Origin of the sequence: Alishewanella sp. SMS8, assembly GCF_030737935.1 — a bacterium.
In the GTDB taxonomy this organism is placed as follows: domain Bacteria; phylum Pseudomonadota; class Gammaproteobacteria; order Enterobacterales; family Alteromonadaceae; genus Alishewanella; species Alishewanella maricola.
Map to the genome: position 1 here is coordinate 38760 of NZ_JAPJEA010000001.1, position 20167 is coordinate 58926.

A 20167-nucleotide genomic window follows, 5' to 3' on the forward strand; every position below is an offset into this window, starting at 1 on the left:
CTTGAATAAACATATGCAGTAGTTATGAGCGAGCAATTGGCACTATTTCCATTAAGCAGTTTTCTGTTACCCGGTGGCAGAATGAAATTGCGGGTATTTGAGCCACGCTATGTCCGGTTGGTCAAAGAATCGCTAAGTGAAAAACGTGATTTTGCAATGGCCACGTTAAATCCATTCGTCAGTCAACAACACCCTGATCGGATATTGCCACTAGTCTGTAAGGTGAAAATAGAAGATTTTGAAGCATTGCCAGATGGTCTCTTAGGCATCACCTTGCGTGGCGTAAGTCGTTATCATATCTGCCACCGTTGGCAAGAGAGTGATAATTTGCACATCGCCGAAGTAGAAGCACAAGCAGATTGGGCTGATACACTGCTGCCGGCAGCTCAGCATGGCTTTGCGCAATCCTTTGCGGCGCTCTTAGACGAATACCCGCTGTTAGCGGAATTATACCCAGAGCCTAAACTGGATGATGGCGCTTGGCTGGCCGGGCGCTGGTTAGAATTACTGCCAATGCAACCGGCACTTAAGGTGAGCTTAGCGCAAAGTGATCCTGCCTATTGCTTAGAGCAACTTGAAAGCTGGTTCGAACATAACGCCTAAGCCTCAGAGCTGAAAGCTGATGTTGTATTCTTATTCAATACCCAAGTATTTATGCACTTGCACACTCAACCGCCAGTTATGCTGAATACAGCTGGCGATGGCGAGTTCAGTGGCGCGCTTTTGCTGGCTAATCGGTTGTAAATACACTAACTTATTTAAAATTTGATGCTCGGTTAATAACGTCACAAGCTCATCAACGTGTTTTTGCATGGCCACCGGGTGTTTAATTTCATCAGCGCGCTGCAAAGCGCTAGCTAAAATTTTATAGCCCCCCGCCATATTCAATTTTGGTGATACCGTCACCCAACAATCAGCAGGGGCTTTTATTTCAAACGTGCCGCTGGTTTCAATTTGGCTACTGTAACCTTGCTCGCTTAACGCTTGGCATAATGGGACGAGATCATACATGCAAGGTTCCCCCCCAGTAATCACCACATGCCGGGCTTGATAACCACGCTCGGCAAACAGTGCTAACAAGGCTTTCGGTGTGACATTTGCCCAAAATTCACTATCGGCTTGTTTCGCACTGACCTGGGCCAAATCGACTTGTTGCTCCAGATTGATGGCCCAAGTGTGCTTGGTATCACACCAAGCACAGCCCACAGGACAGCCCTGCAATCGCACGAAAATCGCTGGCATACCGGTAAAACTACCTTCGCCCTGAATGGTTTGAAAAACTTCGTTAACCTTATACACCCGCTTTGTTAATCCTCTAAATCAAAGTAACCGACGCAATTAGTGCGCCCTAGCCGCTTTTGCACTATACTACGCGGCCAAATTTTCCGGCATTATACTAGAGAGAGGCGCGAATGACGCAAAAAGTTGTGGTTATTTATTCTGGCGGTATGGACTCCTTCACGGTGCTGCACAATGCCATTCATGCCGGCCATCAGGTATATGCACTGTCTTTTAATTACGGCCAACGCCACGTTAAAGAGCTAAAATGTGCAGAGCAAGTTTGCCAGGAATTACATATCGACCATAAAATTGTTGATATTACCGCGATTAACCAATTAATTAGCGGCTCTTCACTGACTAGTGACATTGATGTACCTGAAGGCCATTATGCTGCTGATACCATGAAATCGACCATAGTGCCCAACCGCAATATGATTTTATTGTCGCTTGCGGTCGGTTATGCCGACTCTCTTGGTGCGCGCGTGGTATATTATGGTGCACATTCAGGTGATCACTTTATCTACCCAGATTGCCGACCTGAATTTGTTGAAAAAATGAATGATGTTTGTCAGATCGCTAATTATCAACCCGTCGACATTGTCAGCCCGTATTTATATCAAACAAAAATTGAGATCTTACGAGATGGTTTAGCAATGGGCTTGGATTACAGCAAAACCTGGACATGCTACAACGGTCGTGAACATGCTTGTGGTAAATGCGGTTCTTGTCAGGAGCGCTTAGAAGCCTTTGCACTTAATCACACCAGCGATCCGTTGGTATATGAATAACGGCGCTGTCTGTTTAATCCTGTCTTTTGCTAAATAGGAGCGAAGCGCCATGCAAATAGACACTCAGATCACTAAACTGAGTCGCCTGCCCTACACTGCCGGTGCAGAGTTGGCCCAGTGTAGCTATACAGGATTAAAAGCACTGATCATTGATGGTGATGAAGACGATTTTGATGCCATAGCAGAACGGCGTCAACAGACGATTACGCTGCGTTGTAGTTTGTGGGAGGCCAAACGGCTGAGCGATGACGACATCCAAGCAAACCCATCGTTACAAGCCATTGTTGCCAGCTTGCCGCAAGTTAAGGTTAGTGGCGTCGTACAGCAGATCCTTAGTGATGAGCAGCTATTACTGCGTCTTACAGATAGCGCTGAACCTTTGTCGGTTTGGCTCAGCGATACGCAGCAGCTGTGCGTTGGCCAACCCCTCAATTGCTGTGGCGAACTGCACGCCAGTGTGCTGGCTTATCGTTAACAGCTCAGCTCGTTGGCTTACACCAACATCACACTAAAACGAGCCCGTCAGGCACAAAAAAACCGGTTAGGCTTAAGTAGGTTATCTTAAGTTAAAACCGGTTTTTTTACGCTAGCTCAGTGGCGAAATGAGGCCGTGTTAACTGCTAAACAAGCTTTGATGCAGTTGCTTAACGACAGCAGGGCCATCCTGATCTTGGATTAAGAAACACAGATTATGCTTTGAAGCGCCGTGACAAATCAGCCGCATATTAATACGCTCAAGCGCATGGAATAACGCGCCGGCTACCCCTTTACTGCTATGTAAATGGTTACCAATTACCGCCACTAAACTTAAACCTTGCTCAACGGTGACTTCACAAAAGGTTTTAAGCTCATCTAACGCGGGTTCAACGCTATTAGAAAAGGCACTGGTCATGCCGCCCTCATCCAGCGTTAGCGCCACACTGATCTCGGATGTTGTGACCAAATCGACCGAGATCTGATGACGGCTAAGCGTATCAAACACCCGTGTTAAAAAACCCGCGGCATGCAACATGGCAGGGCTTTTTACTGTGATCAAGGTTTGTGATTTACGCAAAGCGATAGCACGATAAGGTGGCCGTTCTTGCACGGTCTTCGCAATCCACGTTCCACCGGCAGCCGGTTCACGGCTTGAACCAACAAACACCGCGATATTTTGCCGCATTGCCGGCAACAAGGTGGCAGGATGTAACACTTTAGCACCAAAAGTGGCCATTTCTGCTGCTTCGTCAAAACTGATTTCGCGGATACAACGCGCATCACTGGTTAAACGCGGATCGGTGGTGAAGATACCCACAACGTCGGTCCATATTTGTACCGTTGCCGCTTGGATCGCTTCAGCTAATAAGGCGGCACTGTAATCGGAACCGCCACGGCCTAAGGTTGTGGTTTGTTCAAAATCATCTGCGCCAATAAAGCCTTGGGTAACAACACGATAATCGGCTAACAACGGTGTTAAATGCACTTGAGCAAGCTCAGCGATCATCGCTAATTGCGGCTCAGCTTTGCCAAAGCGACTGTCGGTGCGCATAACACGGCGAATATCAAAACACAGTGAGGCCGCACCACGCTCAACTAAAACTTGTGCAAACAGCACTGAACTTAAACGCTCACCAAAGGATTGGATCAGATCTTTATGTGCGCTGCTATATACCGCACCGCCATTTTCAATCATCGCTCTAAGTTCAGCCAACAACAACTCAATAGGCTCGGCTACCGCTTGCGGTTGCTGTAAGCGATTCAACACATTTAAAGTAATACGCTCAATGCCAGCAAAGGCATCGTGACGGGAACTGACATCAGTAGTTTTGGTAATATCCACTAACAAGTTGGTTACGCCAGAGCTTGCGCTAACCACTACCACACGGATATTGTCATCTGCCAGAATGATATCGGCACAACGAGACATAGCATCGAAGTCAGCGACACTGGTGCCACCAAATTTGGCAATAATAAATTTAGACACTGGGGTCTCTCCTTAACAAATTAGATAAGCAGAGCATGGCATTTGCTAGCAGGCAAAACGAGAATAGAAACAGACCGTTGCTGAAAGTAACAAAGGCCAGAAGCTCTCCACCGATTACAGGTGACAGTCCTAAGGATTCAGCCTTAGCGACCGAGTAAGTAATGTCTATCTCGTTACTCACTCTCGGCGCTAAACCCCCTCAACTATGCTACGAGTGATAGTGCTCTGACATAGAATACCTGGCTAGCGCGCCTCTTCTGGTCTATCGAATACGATTGACGGCGCGGACTTTACCAAGATTTCTGCAGACTTGCAATAGCCTTTTAGCCATCTAGATGTAAGAATGCAATTATTTTCTTGAACCGTCAAGCGCCAACGAGACATTAATAATGTGTTTGAATATATTTTAACCGTTCTAAAAAACGTTCCATGGTTTTTTCTTCAGCGGCATCGGCATGCCATTTATTATGAAAACCCAAGGTGAGTTGCACTTGCCCATCGGTAAAGTAGACTTCATAACCATCAAAACCTTGGCTTACGGTTATGCCTTCTAATTCAAAGCCCGCCCCGTGCTCGGTGTTCACGGCTTGACCTGATTTTTCAATTTTACTGTACAAATTCAGTAGGAACTTGCCATCAATTTCGTTTTGCATAATGACTCCAGTTTGTTCGGTTTGAACCAGTTACGCTTTATCGGTATAGTTCGATTGTCTTTAAAGGAGAAAAATAATGAAAATAGCCTTTGCTGCTGCCAGTTTACTCAGCATCTTTGCAGCTCACGCCAACATTGTCCAACCCGCACCGCTCGTTTCTATTGCCACGCATGATAGTTTTTTTAATCAATTAAAAGCACTGTGCGGAAAAGCCTTTGCCGGTAAAACCGTCGTTGATACGCCCGCTGCACCGGGTTTTGAAGGTGCATTAATTATGCATGTACGCCGCTGCACCGATACAGAATTACAAATACCGTTTCATGTCGGTGACAATCATTCGCGTACTTGGATTATCACTAAAACGGGTTCAGGACTCTCCTTAAAACACGATCATCGCCATAAAGATGGTTCGCATGACGAGCAAACCATGTATGGGGGCCATACTGTTGATGCCGGTTGGCCAAACGTGCAGTCGTTTCCTGCCGATCAATACTCTAAAGAGTTATTTGCCGCCAATGGCTCTGCACAATCCATTGGCAATACCTGGCAAATGTATGTCTATCCAGAACAATTTACTTATCGGCTAGTGCGCGAAGGCCGCGAATTTCGGGTCGACTTTGATTTGACTCAACCGGTGTCTTTACCGCCTGTACCTTGGGGTTATGCCGATTAACCGCCCTAATTTCGCGACGGCAGCACTAGGCAAATGTGTCGTCGACTCATACACTAAGAATATAGCCTAACACATCCAAGGAAGTTCTAATGAAAGATACTGTTAAACCTGCTATCTGGTTAAGTTTAGCCTCTGCACTATTCCTCAGTGCTTGCGATAAACCTGCCGAGGCCCCTAGTAACGCGGCGGCGGCTACGGCAACCACCGAAGCCCCTGCGTTAGTCGATACCGACTTTAACCCTAAACTCGCTGAATACATCAAAACCCTGTCTTCGGATGAATTTCAAGGGCGCGCTCCAGCCACTAAAGGCGAAGAGCTTACAGTGGCATATATTGAGGAAAACTTTTGCCGTATCGGTTTAAATTCCATCAATGGCGAAAGTTACAAGCAACCGGTATCGTTAGTGCAAATCGATCCAAAAAATGTCACAGCGATGACCCTTACCGGCGGTGGTGATTCAGTTCCTGCCAGCTTAACATACCGTGATGACATGATCGCTTGGACTACACAAGTCGTTGAAAAAATTAACGTTAAAGAAAGTGACATGGTGTTTGTTGGTTACGGTATTGTTGCGCCGGAATATAACTGGAACGACTACGAAGGTTTGGATGTTAAAGGCAAAACCGTCGTGATGTTTGTTAACGATCCCGGCTATGCTACCCAGGATCCTGAATTGTTCAATGGTAATGCCATGACTTATTACGGTCGTTGGACTTACAAATATGAAGAAGCGGCGCGTCAAGGTGCGGCAATGGTCTTGATCATTCACGAAACTGCACCTGCTAGCTATGGTTGGGGCGTGGTTGCGCATGGCTCGCCGATTAAATTTGATTTAATCAAAGAAAACAAAAACAGTGATCGTGCACAAGTGGAAGGTTGGATCACCGCTGAAACCGCTGAAAAGCTATTTAGCAACATTGATCAAAATATTGAAAGCATGCGTGCACAAGCTTTATCAGGTGATTTCAAACCGGTGCCACTAAATGTGAAAGCGTCGGTTTCCATCGATAACAACTTACGTGAGCTCAACTCAAGTAATGTGGTCGGTTACATTGAAGGTAGCAAATACCCCGATGAATACGTACTTTACATGGCGCATTGGGACCACCTTGGCATGGACTTCTCTAACCCAACCAATAAAGTCTTCAATGGTGCGCAAGATAATGCCAGCGGCACCGGTGCTGTTATTGCCCTAGCAGAATACTTTAAACAACACGCCCAGCCAGAGCGCTCAGTGGTATTTGTGTTAGTGACGGCGGAAGAACGTGGCTTACTTGGCTCTGCTTGGTATGCTGCTAATCCAGTATTCCCATTAGAGAAAACAGTAGCAGCCATCAATATGGATGTGATGAACGTCTATGGCCCAATGAAAGATATGGTTGTTGTCGGGTTAGGCAACACCGAGTTAGAAGAACTCTTGGTCAAATACACCAAAGAGCAAAATCGCTATGCGGTCAAAGAGCCGAACCCAGAAGCCGGTATTGCTTATCGCTCTGACCATTTTAGCCTGTCGAAGAAAGGCGTCCCGATCTTGTATGCCAAAGGCGGTAATGATCATTACCAAAACGGTTCAGAATGGGGAGCTGCCCAGCGTGCCGAATACAACAGCTGTTGTTACCATAAAGTAGGCGATGAATGGGATGACAATTGGGACCTACGTGGTGCTCAACAAGATCTGTTTTTGTACTACCGCGTTGGCAACGAACTGGCCAACAGTCGGCAGTGGCCAAACTGGTATCAGGGTAACGAATTCCGTGCCATACGAGACGCCTCAGCAACCGATCGTCAAACTCAAAAAGTTTCCGAACGGCAATCATCTCAGCATGCTGAGAAAAAAGCAGTTGCACCGAATTGCAGTAGAAATAGCAACTCAACTGATTGCAAGCTGCACGCAGTTGAAATTGCAGCAAGAGTAAATTATAACGTTAGTAAAAACTTTGATCCATTTTACAAATTAGATGACGAACTACTAAAATATAAATCAAATGGATGTGATGAAGACATCTTAAAAACTGCAATCAAAACGTTCTTATGATTATTAATTTAATCTAACAGATTTTATTAGTTTATATTACTAACTGCCTAGAAAATTAGTACTTTGGTAGCAATATAAAGCAGCTTCGGCTGCTTTTTTTATCGCTATAAATTCAGAATCAATTCAGTTAGGCTAAAGCACACTCACCTTTGGCGGTAAACTAACAAGGAGCCTGCATGCGTCGATTGCTAAAAATCTTAGCTATGCTGCTGTTAGCATTACCGGTGTTACTGTTTATCGCTTGGTTTTACCTGCATACTCAATTAAAAATGGCTGGGATCAGTAGCTGGTCGCTGCAACTGGCACACCTTTCTTGGCATCAAGCCAACTTAAACCAATTAGATCTCGTTTATGAAAACGACCACTATCGTAGCGAAGTGAGCTTTCACGACTTAAAACTGCGCTGGTCATGGCCAGGCTTTTTTCGAATTCAAGCACATAGCATCCAACTGGCCAGTGCCACCATCACTGTGCAGCAAACCGGCGAGCACGTTGCAGACACCGCCGCTCGGCTCCCTGTGGCGCTATCAGCGGATTGGCGCTTACCTACATGGTTGCCAAAGCTGATTAAACTAGACCAAATCGATTTATTGCTGCCCTGTGCCAGCGGCCAATGTGCCTTGCAAGCTAGTCTAGTGGCCAGTGCGGATGAGCAGCAAGCTTGGCAAGCCAGTTTATCGTTCAAAAGCCCACAGTATCAGCAAACCGTCAAAACTGATTGGCAATTGCAGCAAGGTCCTGATGCACTGGCCATTCAAGCGACCTTGCTCCTAGATCAGCAACTGGCGTTAAGTTTTAAACAACAGCTTGCTGTCGATCGTGCTGCCAGTACCGAGTTAGCCTTAGCCATTTCGCCGCCTTCACCGGCCTTATTAGCTTGGCTTAACGAGTGGGATCTGCAGCTACCTGATGAATGGCGCGAGCAATTTACTCAACCAGTACAATTACATCTTGTCGCCCGTTGGCAATTACCCGAGCTATGGCCTGAGGCAAGGCTAGCAACCAACGCGTTACCCTTGGTTAATGCCGAGATAGATATTATTGCCAGAGCCCCAGACGCATTTATTATTCCCAATATCGGCTGGTTAAAAGGAGAATTAAAAGCACAGCTCCAGATTACCGATCAGCATGTGGCGAAGTGGCAATTAGCCGCTGATCTGGCATTAAGTCATTATCCTGATTTTGGCCTGAAAGCTTATTTCGCGGATCCGCTAGCGCCACTGCTGATTAAAATTGATAGTCAAAGCGCCAGCAGCCCGTCATTAACGCAACTGCCGCTAAAACTTCAACTTAGTTCAGCCAGCCCAGTACAAAGCAGCTTTAATGCACAAGCGATGTTAAGTTTAACGCCAGAGTTAGCCATCACGCTCAATCAAGCTGAGCTCATGCTAAAAACCAAGCAACTGCAAGTCAAAGCGTACCAATTAAAACTGCAAGATGTGACATTGCAAAGCCGTTTTCATGGCGCTTGGCAGGCCAAGTATTGGCAATTACAACTAGCCGATAACTCCAGCTTAGCGGCCAAAGTGACGCATCCCGACGCGAAAGGTCAAGTGAAACTAGCCCTTAATGGCACCACAATTAGCCAAGCAACAGACGCCGATGTCACACTGAGCAGCCAACTGCAACTGTTGGTACAACAACTGCAACATGCTCAACTGTTAACACAAAACTGGCAATGGCAAGGCAACGCCAGTGGTTCCCTCGTAAAGCTTGACGTTGACGGGGTGTTAAGCAACGACAGTGGCTTAATCGTTAAACAACAAACCGCGTGGCAAGCCCCCGCGCAACTGCAAATGGATTGGCAACTAGAGGACTTGTTTTTACTGGCAGGCAACCCTTTAGCCACAAGCTTCCAAGCTTGGCCAAGTTTACTTAATTTAACTCGTGGTCGCATTAACGCCTATGGCCAGCTTAGCTATCAGCAACAACTTGTAGCTAATGCACAAGTGAATTTTCGAGAATTAACAGGGCTTTATAATCGTACCCTGTTTACTGGCTTAACCTCTGCGTTTTTAGTGAATTTAAAAGCCCAGCAATTCACAATCGAGGTGCCTGAATTACAGCTGGCGCAGCTTAACCATGGCTTACAGATGGGCCCGTTACAGCTGAAGGCGCAGTATCAAGCGACGCTAGCAGAACCTATTTTAGGTAATTTACAACTGTTAGACGCTCGTCTTGGCTTTATGCAAGGTGAGTTGTCTGTTGAACCGCAATTAATGGCACTAAAACAGCCAAGCCAACAACTGGTATTAATAATCAACCAACTTGATTTAGCAGAGCTGGTGCGTCAGCACCCCACTACAGAATTAAAAGCCAATGGTAAACTAAGCGGGCGTATTCCATTAACTATCAACAACAAACAATTTAGTGTGCAACAAGGTCAATTAGCCGCAGAAGCGCCAGGCGGTACTTTACAGTATCGCAGTGCCGCCAGTGCTGCCTCAGCGAAGACTGGCGGTATGAAAATCGTCTTTGATGCATTAGAAAACTTTCAATTTAGTGTACTGAACTCTGAACTTAATTATGCAACCGATGGCAAACTGACGTTGGCGCTACAGCTAAAAGGCGCCAATCCGGCTTTACAACAAGGCAGAGCGATTAATTTAAATATTAACTTAGAGGAAGATTTACCGGCCATGCTCGCGAGCTTGCAGTTGGCCAACAAACTGAACGATACATTGACCAAACGGGTCCAACAATATATTCAACGACAACAAGCTGCGAAAGCTGCTGCAGGAGAAAAACGATGAAACGACATGCGTTGCTAGGGCTAGGCTTAGTTTTCGCCCTTGCTGCTTGCACCCCAAAGGTGGAAGTCGCACTAGCCAATGAGCCTATTAACATTAACCTTAATGTAAAAATCCAACATGAGATCTATATTAAAGTAGATAAGCAACTCGACGATTTATTCAGTGATGCCAGCGGGTTATTCTAAGGAGAACACCATGACTTTTTTATCACGTTTTACCGCTTTTAGCTCACTTAAACTGTTAGTACTGAGTGTATTAATGGCTGTCAGTTTGCCAATTATGGCCATGACATTACAACAAGCAATGGCCGCTTTACCTAACGCCAAAACACAAGGTTTAGTGGGTGAACAACTGAATGGTTATCTTGGGGTGATCAACGCCAATAGTGAAGCCGACACCATCGCTAAACTGATTAATGATGCACGCCGTGCCGAATATACGCGCCTAGCAAAAGACAACAACATCGCCGTTGCAGATGTTGAAGCCTTGGCAGGTCAAAAGGCTATCGAACGCACGCAGCGAGGGCATTTTATTTTACTTGAAGGTAAATGGGTACAAAAACGCTGATTTTTACAACAAAATGGCAGCTTGACCGATAGCGGGAACAAGTAATTAGACTTTAGTCGCATACTTGAACATCAAGCCTTACTGTATTATTTAAGGTTGATTTTAACACCCACTAAGAGGTTATAGCATGAATGCTATTTATTTGATGGTAATGGGCCTAGCCGCCATGGCGCTGGGTTACTTTGTATACTCAAAGTTTATTTGCGAAAAAATATTCAAAGTAGATCCAAATTTCCGTACACCCGCTCATGAAATGCAAGACGGTATCGATTATGTGCCAACCAACAAGTATATCTTATGGGGGCATCACTTTACTTCCGTAGCAGGAGCAGCTCCCATCATCGGCCCTGCTATTGCGGTGATCTGGGGTTGGGTACCCGCTTTTTTATGGGTTGTTTTTGGTACTATTTTCTTTGCAGGTGTGCACGATGCAGGCGCAATTTGGGCCAGTAGCCGTAACAAAGCAAAATCTATCGGTGCCTTAACAGGTGATATCGTCGGTAATCGCGCCCGCAGTATCTTTATGATCGTTATTTTCTTGGTATTGCTGATGGTCAACGCGGTATTTGCCGTGGTTATTGCCGGTCAGTTAATTAACTTTCCAAGTGCCACCGTGCCTGTCTGGGGCGCCATTGTGGTTGCCTTAATTATCGGTCAGTTAATTTATCGCAAGCTGATTGGTTTGTTAATGGTGACCATTATTGGTGTCGTCGCGCTCTATGCGATGATTTATGCCGGCCCAATGTTCCCGCTGTCGTTACCAGAAACCGTCATGGGTTTATCTGATCGTCAAGGCTGGATTGTCTTACTGTTTGTTTACGCAGCTATCGCCTCATTATTACCGGTATGGGCCTTATTACAACCACGTGATTACATTAACGGCATCCAATTATTTATCGGTCTAGGTTTATTATACGCTGCCGTTATTTTTGCCAGCCCAGATATTGTTGCTCCAGCCTTTAATCATGATGTACCGGAAGGCACACCTTCGCTGATCCCATTATTGTTCGTGACTATCGCCTGTGGTGCTATCTCCGGTTTCCATGGTTTAGTCTCTAGCGGTACAACTTCTAAACAGCTTGATAAAGAACCCGATGTACGTTTTGTTGGTTACTTCGGCGCCATTGGTGAAGGTTCATTGGCTTTAGCCGCCATCATTGCTGCCACTGCCGGTTTTGCTACCCTTGCTGATTGGCAGGCGATTTATCATAGCTTTGGCCAAGGTGGCGTAAGTGCCTTTATCCGCGGCGGTGCCAATATCTTGGAAAATGGTATTGGTTTAGACGCGGTTTTATCTCAGACCTTGTTAACGGTAATGGTGGTTTTGTTTGCAGGTACCACGATGGATACCGGCTTACGCTTACAACGCTACATTTTCCAAGAATGGGGCAGTATTTATAATATTACTTGGATGCAAAAAGCTGCACCCGCCACGCTGTTAGCGGTAGGTTCTTGTTTACTGCTGGCTTTTGGTGCCGGCGGTGATGGTTCAGGCGGTATGATGATTTGGCCATTGTTTGGTACCACTAACCAACTATTAGCAGGTTTAACCTTGCTAGTGATTACGGTTATGTTAGTAAAACTGGGCCGTCCAATGTGGTACACGCTGGCACCATTAATCTTCTTATTAACAATGACCACTCTAGGTCTGTTAATTCAACTCAAAAGCTTTTATGACAAGCAAGATTGGTTCTTATTCACTCTAGACTTAGTTATCTTAATCGCAGCAATCTTAGTGATCCTTGAATCTGTGGGGACGCTTACCCGACAAATCAAAGCCAATAAGCTTGCCAACGATAAAGTATGAAGCTCGATACCATTAAGGCCTGGTTTCGCCAGGCCAGTTTTTATGCTGAAGAGGCTTATAATGCCCCCTACCGCTCGGCTATTGCCCGAGCGCAACGGGAACAAAATGACCTCTTCATGCTGCTGATTTTTTCTGAAATGATGGGTGTCCCCAACCCTGCCAGTTATTACACCTTAGAATTGCAGCCACTGTTAATGGAGCGATTTCATGATTGGCATACCCGAATGGGTATGGAGCACTCACCACTGGATAATTTCAAATGTTGTTAACCGACAAAAAAGTATTGCTAATTGGTGGCAAAGGCGGAGTCGGTAAAACGACCATGTCTTCCGCCTTAGCGGTATTAGCCAGCCAACGCGGTAAAAAAGTGTTATTGGTTTCAACCGATCCGGCGCATAGCTTGGCCGATGCCTTTGGTCGTGAAAAAATAGGCGATAAGATTACTCGCTTAGCTGCAAATCTGGATGCGTTAGAACTCGATCCTGACGAGGAAGTCAATCAACACTTAGCCAAAGTTAGCGCGCAATTAAAGCGTTTTACTCGTCCTGAAATGTACGCTGAAATTGAACGGCAAATGCGTTTAACACGGCAATCACCTGGGGCACAAGAAGCGGCCATGCTGGAAAGGATTGCGCATACGATTGAACTGGGTTTAACCGATTATGATTTAGTCATATTCGATACGGCACCAACAGGCCATACTTTGCGCTTACTCAGCTTGCCTGAAGCCATGGCCGCGTGGACGCAAGGCTTACTCAGTGCCAATAAACGCTCGGAAAAACTCGGTGAAGTGCTTGGACATCTTACCCCTAAAGGCGGCCGTGATATTGATAATCCGCTGGTTGATCCCGCCGAGCTGGCGACATCTGGCATGGATGATCGCAATAAAGCCATTACCGAAACCCTATTAACTCGGCAACGTTTATTGCAACGCACCCGTGAGTTATTGCTTGATAAAAAGCGTACGGCTTTACTCTTTGTATTAACGCCCGAGAAATTGCCTATCTTAGAAACAGGACGTGCGGTGCAAAGTTTACAGCACGAAAAATTACCGTTAGCCGGTTTAATCGTTAATCGTATTTTACCTGCTGAAGCGGATGGCGCGTTTTTAGCGAAAAGACGCAACCAAGAACAAAGTCATTTACAGCAAATTGAACAGGATTTTAGCCAGCTACCGCGCTTTAAGATCCCGTTACAAGCTACTGATATTCAAGGCTTAGCCGCTTTAGAAATAATGGCTAACTTGCTTAACAACGCTGGGCTTTAAGGCCCAGTTTTTTTTCGTCTGCACAAATCTGCCCTTCAGCAAGCACTCATGTAGTTATTGCAAAGATTGAGAAACACTGGCGAAAATACAGCGCTCAAAAAAAGAATTTAAAAAATGAACCATTTAATTCTTGCACATTTAATAACCATTGATTAGTATTGTTTCATTGACAGGCAAGTCATCCGAAAGGATGAACACGCAAAGCTACGGATCTAACGGGTTTTCCCTATGATAGCCGAGCTGCCATTAATTAACCCATGTTAATTAATGATCACGCTTCCCGCATGATTTGCCTATCACTTAACCAATTTACTTTACAGTGATCGCCTATGGCACACGCAGGAGCACACCATGACTAAGACCATCATTACATTTGTCGCTTTAGTTGCTACATCAGCTTTTATCAGTACTCCTGTTGCTGCTGACGAACAGTTAGCACAATCAATTTGCTCTTACGTCGCTGCAGATAACCGTAACCAGTTACGTAAAACCTTATCTGATAATCGTTTACGTTTAAGCAATGTGTACGAAGGCATAGTATGTGACAGCTTACCCTTGGTCCGTTTTGCAATCAAAAACAACGCAAATGACACCGCTGAATTTATCATCAAGCAATTACCAGGCAGCATCGTTGCCTCATCAGGTGACATTGATTGGGCTAAAGGTAATGGCTTTGCTGACTCACCTGTTGTCGAAGTTTTAGTTGCTCGCGCAGGTGGCTAACCGCTAAAAATTAACACTCCCTCTCCTTTTAGCCAGTCAATTTGACTGGCTTTTTTCATTTTGGCCTAATCAAAATCCACTTCTAAATCTGTTAATACATATGCTTTTATCTCGCAGCCTCCAGCGAAGCATTGAGCATTTTGATTTATTCTAGCAACAAAGCAACTCAAGGCCTCATTCGTTGTATCCCTATGCAGATTGATGTTTTTAAAAAACTAGCACCTCTATGCTTTTGCTAATATTCTATGACTAAGACAAAGCCTGTCGCTGCTGCTGACAGGCTTTTTTTATCGCTTATTTTACCGCCACGCGCTTTGCTATTGATGCTGTTGTGCTATTGATACAAAAAAGCCTTTCGCTAGCGGTTTTTATCTGACGCTAAGGGTGATTTAACGCAGCAACTGCGCTAGCCTCTTAACTAATCATATAGAGTGTGACAATCTAACGAAATTACAAAAAATACAATAATAAGGATCCTTATGCGTATTCAGTCTCCAACCTTACTCGCGTTAGCCATCAGTAGCTTTTTTAGTTATGCCGAAACAGAACCTGCTACCTGGCAGGTTAATGCTCCTATTGGTCAATTCAGCAGTGTTGATATTAAGGTACAACAAGGTAGCTGGATGAACGTTAACGTCAGCCCAGACGGTAAAACCGTGGTATTTGATTTACTGGGTGACATTTACACTATGCCGATTAGCGGTGGTAAAGCCACGCCGCTGACCAACGATATCGCTTGGAATATGCAGCCAGTATTTAGCCCCGATGGTAAATACATCGCTTTTACCTCAGATCGCGATGGTGGAGACAACATTTGGATCATGGGCAGCGATGGCTCAGCGCCTCGGGCCGTTACCAACGAAACCTTTCGCTTACTCAACAGCCCCGCTTGGAGCCCAGATAGCCAATTTATTGTGGCGCGTAAACATTTTACCGCCAGCCGTTCTTTAGGCGCGGGTGAAGTATGGCAATACCATATCAGTGGCGGTAGCGGTGTGATGTTAACCGAGCGACCTGATGATCAAAAAGATCTGGGTGAGCCCGCCTTCTCACCCGATGGCCGCTATATTTATTTTTCACAAGATGATACGCCAGGCAAAACCTTTCACTACAGCAAAGACTCAGAGTCGGGTATTTACACCATCAAACGTTTTGAACGTGAAACCGGTAAAATGGATGTCATTTTAACAGGTCCGGGCGGTGCAATTAGGCCAACTCCCTCACCTGATGGCAAATATTTGGCATACATTCGTCGTGTCGATTTTCAAAGCACGCTGTTTTTATATGATTTAACCAGTGGCGAACACATCAAACTCTATGATGGATTAGATCGCGACATGCAAGAAACCTGGGCCATACACGGTGTTTACCCTACCGTCAGCTGGACACCTGATAATAAACATCTGGTCTTTTGGGCGGGAGGCGAAATTAAACGCTTAGCGCTTAGCGATAAAAAAGTGAGCACTATTCCCTTTGAAGTGAATACCAGCAAACAAATTCAAACGGCAGTACGGGTTAAACAAAACTTAGACCAAGACGAATTTGATGTAAAAATGTTACGTTTTACTCAAATTTCGCCTGATGGTAAACAAGCGGTCTTTACCGCGCTTGGCCATCTCTACATCACCGATATTAGCGATCCTAAACCACGTCGTTTAACCCGACAAACGACCGATTTTGAGCTATATCCGCAATTTTCTCGCGACGGCCGGGAGCTGGTTTTTGTGAGCTGGAATGACCAAACGCAAGGTGCTGTTAATATTATCAACTTGCGCAACAACCGCGTGACCAAACTGACCAATGAGCCAGGCAAGTATATCGAACCGACGTTTAGCCCAGATGGCAAAACCGTGGTGTATCGTAAAATCGGTGCTGGCGGTATTTTGCCACTGCAATGGTCGCTACAAACCGGTTTATATAAAATCAGCAATCGCGGCGGCGATGCCACTTTGATCGCTCGTAATGGTCGCAGCCCCATGTTTGGCGCCAACAATGACAAAGTGTATGCGATGGATTATGGCAGTGCCCCTAGCTTAATCAGCATTGACCTGCAAAAACACACGCAACAAACACTGTACACCGCAAAATTTGGTACAGAATTTAAAATCTCGCCAGATGGCAAACATTTAGCCTTTGCCGACCGTTTTAAAGTGTTTGTTACGCCGTTTACTGAACGTGGCAGCGCTATCGCGATTGGCGCCAACGATAAGCAATTCCCAGTGAAACAATTGTCGGTACGCGCAGGTGAGTACATCAGCTGGAATGGCGACAGTGACAAACTGTATTGGACGTTAGGCCCTGAGTTATATCAAGCTAGCATCGATGGCCTATTCGCTCCAAATGCACAGCAACACAGCCCCACCGAGCAAGCCGTATCCTTAGGTTTTAAAATGCCCGTTGATATGCCTCGTGGGATCGTAGCGTTTGTTGGTGGCCAAGTGATTACCATGAACGGCGATCAAGTGTTACAAGACGCGGTAGTTTTAGTTGAAAACAACAAAATCCAAGCCGTAGGAAGCCGTGCGGATATCGCTATTCCCAAAGGCGCCAAAGTGTTCGACATTACCGGTAAAACGTTGATGCCCGGTATTTTTGATGCTCATGCTCACGGCAGCCAAGGTGTGCAGCAAATTACCCCGCAGCAAAACTGGGAAAACTATGCTGGCTTAACCTTTGGTGTAACCAGTATTCATGATCCGTCTAATGATACCCGTGAGATCTTCAGTGCCAGCGAGTTACAACGCAGCGGTCAAATTGTTGGCCCACGTATTTTCTCTACGGGTACGATTCTTTACGGTGCGGAAGGCGCAGGTTATACCTCGCATATCGATAGCCTAGAGGATGCGAAGTTTCACTTAACGCGCTTACAAAAAGTCGGCGCCTTTAGTGTGAAAAGTTACAACCAGCCACGCCGTAATCAGCGCCAGCAAGTGATCCAAGCCGCGCGTGAATTGAACATGATGGTAGTACCTGAAGGCGGTTCATTGATGCAGCACAATCTAACGATGATTGTCGATGGCCATACCACTATTGAACACGCTTTACCTGCAGCAAAAGTTTATGATGATATTAAACAATTGTGGCAAGCCAGTGGCACCGCTTATACACCAACATTAAACGTGGCTTATGGCGGTATCTGGGGCGAAAATTATTGGTACGATAAAACTGAGGTTTGGAAACACCCTCGGTTAAGTCAATATGTCCCGATGGACCGTTTAGCGCCGCGCAGTATGCGCCGGCCAACAGCACCAGAGCATCACTATAACCACTTTAATGTGGTAAAAACGGCAAATGAGCTGAAAGACGTCGGGGTGATTGCGAATATCGGTGCCCATGGGCAACGTGAAGGTTTGGGCGCACACTGGGAAATTTGGATGTTTGCGCAAGGCGGTATGACACCGTTAGAAGCCTTACGCACCGCCACGTTAAACCCTGCTAAAACCTTTGGTATGGATCATCAACTTGGCAGTATTGAACCAGGAAAATTGGCTGACTTAATCGTCATCGACGGTAATCCACTAGAAAATATCCGCGTGACCGATAAAGTGGTCTACACCATGGTCAATGGCCGGTTATTTGATGCCGCAAGCATGAATGAAATTGGTCTGCGTGAGCGCAAACGTCAGCCATTCTTCTTCGAACCACGTTAAGTTAGCTTTTAGCGGAGTGTGTGGATCACACTCCGCTAATCATATGCATGCTATTAATGTTCAACAATACCTTTAGCGTTATCGCTTGCAAGACACGTCTAAATGCCACGGTAACAGAAACTTAGCCTCACGCTATAGAAACTATGCTTAACGTCATTGAATAAAACCCTCTATTAACTTGGTTCTTTTCTGCAAAAGACCACATTACTTGTCATTAAACCTCAGTTTAACGATTTACAGATAATTATTACTCCGTCGCCTTGTTACAACTTTTGACATTATAAGTCGATGCCATATACATCGGATTTCAATTCTAATATAGTTACAATGAGTTATATTCCAAATCATTCCAGCAGAGCCAACGCATAGTTAGTTTGGCTGATCACCATCAATAATGTGATCAGTGGTATTTTTAGCTTATTAGATTAAGACTGTTGGCAAGAGGTTCGTGCACAGATTATAGATAAGGGGCAAGCACGCTTGCCCCAAAAAAGGTCAGCCGCGCTCAACGGCTGAATAGTAAAATCAGTTGATTGCGTAACTCGGCATCATCTAAGCTATCGAAAGGTAAAACCAAATCTTCTTTGTTATCTTTGTTAAGATCAACAACCTGTACCCGGCTGGCATCACGAGGTAAGGGCATCTGTACTTTATCGCTATTACGCTTAAACAACCCGCTGCCATCAGGTGCAAAAAAGCGTAATTCATTACCCCCCTCGCCTAGTAACAACGATTTACGACCATCGCCATTCACATCAATCAGTTTAAATAACGGCATGTCGAAGCGCAGATTACTGATGCTGACATCAATCTTGGCTTGTTGTCGAAAATCGGCTTTTGCCGCATAGCTTCGATTTTCAGATAACAAATAAAAATCGACATCTAAATTAGCACTGCCGCGCAGCAGCACTCGCACAATGGTGCCGACACCAATCTTGGTAGTCGGAATATAAAAGTCTTTTCGACCATCACCATTAAAATCGTCAATCACCACTTCGGTAGGCACTGAATCAATACTGATTTCGGTATCGGCAACGGTTGGATAAGTGACACCATCATCCGCTGCTCGCCCAAAGAAGATTTGAAAGCGACTGCTGCGCTCTAAGGCATCGGCTATTTGCTCCACATTTAGTACCAAATCGGGCAGCCCATCACCGTCTAAATCGGTGATATCTTCTAAGGTGGTGATATTTTGGCCCGAGTAGCTGCGACCCGCATCCGAGCGTTGGTCTGCTTGGCGCTCGGTTGATAGCAATACCGGCCAACCGGGATAATAAGGCTCTAGTGCGAAGCTGCCATCCGTTTGCTGCAAAAATACACTAAAACGGCCTTGATGCACAAACACCAGATCTAATAAACCATCTTGATCCACATCTATCGCATAATGACTGCGGCCTGAGTAATCGGCTCGATTGTTACCCCAGGTTTGTATTCTTGCGCTAACGGGTAACGCATAATGCACAAACTGCCCATCCGCTTGCTGGCGATAAAGGTGCATATGCTGAAAATCGGCAATTAAAAAGTCGCTTCGTCCCGAGCCCAAATCAAGGGCAAAATTACGTTCGCGTAAACGCACTTCATCAATCACTCGAAACATTGAACTGCTGGCCAGCAAAGGTTGAAAGCGCCCAGCGGATAATGAACCGGCACTGGCTTGTTGGTAATGCACAATGCCGTCAGCGGTTAAAAAGACCAACTGCTCGGCCTCATAGCCAACTAATCGCGCTTTACTGAAAAACTGCGCGTTGGTTGGAATAGGCACGGCTAACGTTTGATATTGATCTAGTTCTACGAGGGTTAACCAACGCTCGAATTGACTAAAGCCAGACACCAGTAATTGATTTTGGCCTTGCAGCATCATGATACTGCCATTTGCTGGGTGGCTTAGGGCCACGTGTACCCGATCCATTTCAAACGCTGCACTAAAAGGGGCATAAATACCCGGGATAGCAAGTGTGATCCATATACCCAACGCGGTAATAAAGCGCATAATGTTCTTCCCTTAA

At 45.6% G+C, this 20167-nt stretch carries 17 protein-coding genes and 2 riboswitches; of the genes, 13 read left to right on the forward strand and 4 right to left on the reverse strand.

Annotated features, from left to right (window positions below):
- Positions 1–24 precede the first annotated feature (24 nt).
- Entirely contained in the window at positions 25–603 is a 579-nt protein-coding gene (locus tag ORJ01_RS00220; RefSeq protein WP_226751544.1) for an LON peptidase substrate-binding domain-containing protein, read from the forward strand.
- Between the two features lie 30 nt (positions 604–633).
- Here ORJ01_RS00220 and queE read toward each other — a convergent pair whose 3' ends face one another.
- Entirely contained in the window at positions 634–1299 is a 666-nt protein-coding gene (queE, locus tag ORJ01_RS00225) for a 7-carboxy-7-deazaguanine synthase QueE (RefSeq protein WP_306176542.1), read from the reverse strand.
- A gap of 113 nt (positions 1300–1412) precedes the next feature.
- Here queE and queC point away from each other — a divergent pair, with 113 nt between their 5' ends.
- Entirely contained in the window at positions 1413–2069 is a 657-nt protein-coding gene (gene queC / locus ORJ01_RS00230; RefSeq protein WP_306176543.1) for a 7-cyano-7-deazaguanine synthase QueC, read from the forward strand.
- Between the two features lie 49 nt (positions 2070–2118).
- A complete protein-coding gene (locus tag ORJ01_RS00235) occupies positions 2119–2544 on the forward strand; it encodes a hypothetical protein (protein WP_226751541.1) in 426 nt (141 codons plus the stop codon).
- Between the two features lie 138 nt (positions 2545–2682).
- Here the strand turns inward: ORJ01_RS00235 and lysC are convergent, their stop codons facing one another.
- Positions 2683–4032 (reverse strand): lysine-sensitive aspartokinase 3, encoded by a 1350-nt coding sequence (gene lysC, locus ORJ01_RS00240; RefSeq protein ID WP_226751540.1) that lies wholly within the window; start codon positions 4030–4032, stop codon positions 2683–2685.
- 92 nt (positions 4033–4124) lie between these two features.
- Positions 4125–4297, reverse strand: a riboswitch (Lysine riboswitch).
- A 118-nt stretch (positions 4298–4415) separates the two neighbouring features.
- Positions 4416–4685, reverse strand: coding sequence for a DUF3081 family protein (locus tag ORJ01_RS00245; protein ID WP_306176544.1), 270 nt, complete (start codon positions 4683–4685; stop codon positions 4416–4418).
- Positions 4686–4761: 76 nt separating this feature from the next.
- On the opposite strand from ORJ01_RS00245, the gene ORJ01_RS00250 reads away from it, so the two are divergent.
- From ORJ01_RS00250 to ORJ01_RS00295, 10 genes are all read left to right on the forward strand, one after another.
- Positions 4762–5358, forward strand: a complete 597-nt coding sequence (locus tag ORJ01_RS00250; protein ID WP_226751538.1) for a hypothetical protein — start codon at positions 4762–4764, stop codon at positions 5356–5358.
- 89 nt (positions 5359–5447) lie between these two features.
- Positions 5448–7394: a M28 family metallopeptidase gene (locus ORJ01_RS00255; protein ID WP_306176545.1), complete on the forward strand. Its 1947-nt coding sequence runs from the start codon at positions 5448–5450 to the stop codon at positions 7392–7394.
- Positions 7395–7570: 176 nt separating this feature from the next.
- A complete protein-coding gene (locus tag ORJ01_RS00260) occupies positions 7571–10147 on the forward strand; it encodes a YdbH domain-containing protein (RefSeq protein WP_306176546.1) in 2577 nt (858 codons plus the stop codon).
- Positions 10144–10332 (forward strand): YnbE family lipoprotein, encoded by a 189-nt coding sequence (locus tag ORJ01_RS00265; protein WP_226751535.1) that lies wholly within the window; start codon positions 10144–10146, stop codon positions 10330–10332. Before ORJ01_RS00260 ends, ORJ01_RS00265 begins: the two co-directional genes overlap by 4 nt.
- Positions 10333–10342: 10 nt before the next feature.
- The gene (locus ORJ01_RS00270) at positions 10343–10714 is read left to right on the forward strand and encodes a YdbL family protein (RefSeq protein ID WP_226751534.1); all 372 of its coding nucleotides are present in this window, start codon (positions 10343–10345) and stop codon (positions 10712–10714) included.
- 127 nt (positions 10715–10841) lie between these two features.
- Positions 10842–12521, forward strand: coding sequence for a carbon starvation protein A (locus tag ORJ01_RS00275; protein ID WP_306176547.1), 1680 nt, complete (start codon positions 10842–10844; stop codon positions 12519–12521).
- The gene (locus ORJ01_RS00280; RefSeq protein WP_229585939.1) at positions 12518–12790 is read left to right on the forward strand and encodes a cory-CC-star protein; all 273 of its coding nucleotides are present in this window, start codon (positions 12518–12520) and stop codon (positions 12788–12790) included. The genes ORJ01_RS00275 and ORJ01_RS00280 overlap by 4 nt, the downstream gene beginning before the upstream one ends.
- Positions 12781–13788, forward strand: coding sequence for an ArsA family ATPase (locus ORJ01_RS00285; RefSeq protein ID WP_306176548.1), 1008 nt, complete (start codon positions 12781–12783; stop codon positions 13786–13788). Before ORJ01_RS00280 ends, ORJ01_RS00285 begins: the two co-directional genes overlap by 10 nt.
- Before the next feature lie 162 nt (positions 13789–13950).
- A riboswitch (cyclic di-GMP riboswitch) is annotated at positions 13951–14036 on the forward strand.
- A gap of 103 nt (positions 14037–14139) precedes the next feature.
- Positions 14140–14511 carry a DUF3718 domain-containing protein gene (locus ORJ01_RS00290; protein WP_226751530.1) on the forward strand — a complete coding sequence of 124 codons (372 nt, stop codon included), beginning with the start codon at positions 14140–14142 and terminating at the stop codon, positions 14509–14511.
- 479 nt (positions 14512–14990) lie between these two features.
- Positions 14991–18161, forward strand: a complete 3171-nt coding sequence (locus tag ORJ01_RS00295; protein WP_306176549.1) for an amidohydrolase family protein — start codon at positions 14991–14993, stop codon at positions 18159–18161.
- A gap of 505 nt (positions 18162–18666) precedes the next feature.
- On the opposite strand, the gene ORJ01_RS00300 is transcribed toward ORJ01_RS00295, so the two are convergent.
- The gene (locus ORJ01_RS00300; RefSeq protein ID WP_306176550.1) at positions 18667–20151 is read right to left on the reverse strand and encodes a VCBS repeat-containing protein; all 1485 of its coding nucleotides are present in this window, start codon (positions 20149–20151) and stop codon (positions 18667–18669) included.
- Positions 20152–20167 lie beyond the last annotated feature (16 nt).

Excerpts from the sequence above, each read along its gene's own strand:
- ORJ01_RS00220 (WP_226751544.1), top strand. The coding sequence starts at position 25 with ATGAGCGAGCAATTGGCACTATTTCCATTAAGCAGTTTTCTGTTACCC.
- queC (WP_306176543.1), top strand. The coding sequence starts at position 1,413 with ATGACGCAAAAAGTTGTGGTTATTTATTCTGGCGGTATGGACTCCTTC.
- ORJ01_RS00235 (WP_226751541.1), top strand. The coding sequence starts at position 2,119 with ATGCAAATAGACACTCAGATCACTAAACTGAGTCGCCTGCCCTACACT.
- ORJ01_RS00245 (WP_306176544.1), bottom strand. The coding sequence starts at position 4,685 with ATGCAAAACGAAATTGATGGCAAGTTCCTACTGAATTTGTACAGTAAA.
- ORJ01_RS00250 (WP_226751538.1), top strand. The coding sequence starts at position 4,762 with ATGAAAATAGCCTTTGCTGCTGCCAGTTTACTCAGCATCTTTGCAGCT.
- ORJ01_RS00255 (WP_306176545.1), top strand. The coding sequence starts at position 5,448 with ATGAAAGATACTGTTAAACCTGCTATCTGGTTAAGTTTAGCCTCTGCA.
- ORJ01_RS00260 (WP_306176546.1), top strand. The coding sequence starts at position 7,571 with ATGCGTCGATTGCTAAAAATCTTAGCTATGCTGCTGTTAGCATTACCG.
- ORJ01_RS00265 (WP_226751535.1), top strand. The coding sequence starts at position 10,144 with ATGAAACGACATGCGTTGCTAGGGCTAGGCTTAGTTTTCGCCCTTGCT.
- ORJ01_RS00270 (WP_226751534.1), top strand. The coding sequence starts at position 10,343 with ATGACTTTTTTATCACGTTTTACCGCTTTTAGCTCACTTAAACTGTTA.
- ORJ01_RS00275 (WP_306176547.1), top strand. The coding sequence starts at position 10,842 with ATGAATGCTATTTATTTGATGGTAATGGGCCTAGCCGCCATGGCGCTG.
- ORJ01_RS00280 (WP_229585939.1), top strand. The coding sequence starts at position 12,518 with ATGAAGCTCGATACCATTAAGGCCTGGTTTCGCCAGGCCAGTTTTTAT.
- ORJ01_RS00285 (WP_306176548.1), top strand. The coding sequence starts at position 12,781 with ATGTTGTTAACCGACAAAAAAGTATTGCTAATTGGTGGCAAAGGCGGA.
- ORJ01_RS00290 (WP_226751530.1), top strand. The coding sequence starts at position 14,140 with ATGACTAAGACCATCATTACATTTGTCGCTTTAGTTGCTACATCAGCT.
- ORJ01_RS00295 (WP_306176549.1), top strand. The coding sequence starts at position 14,991 with ATGCGTATTCAGTCTCCAACCTTACTCGCGTTAGCCATCAGTAGCTTT.
- ORJ01_RS00300 (WP_306176550.1), bottom strand. The coding sequence starts at position 20,151 with ATGCGCTTTATTACCGCGTTGGGTATATGGATCACACTTGCTATCCCG.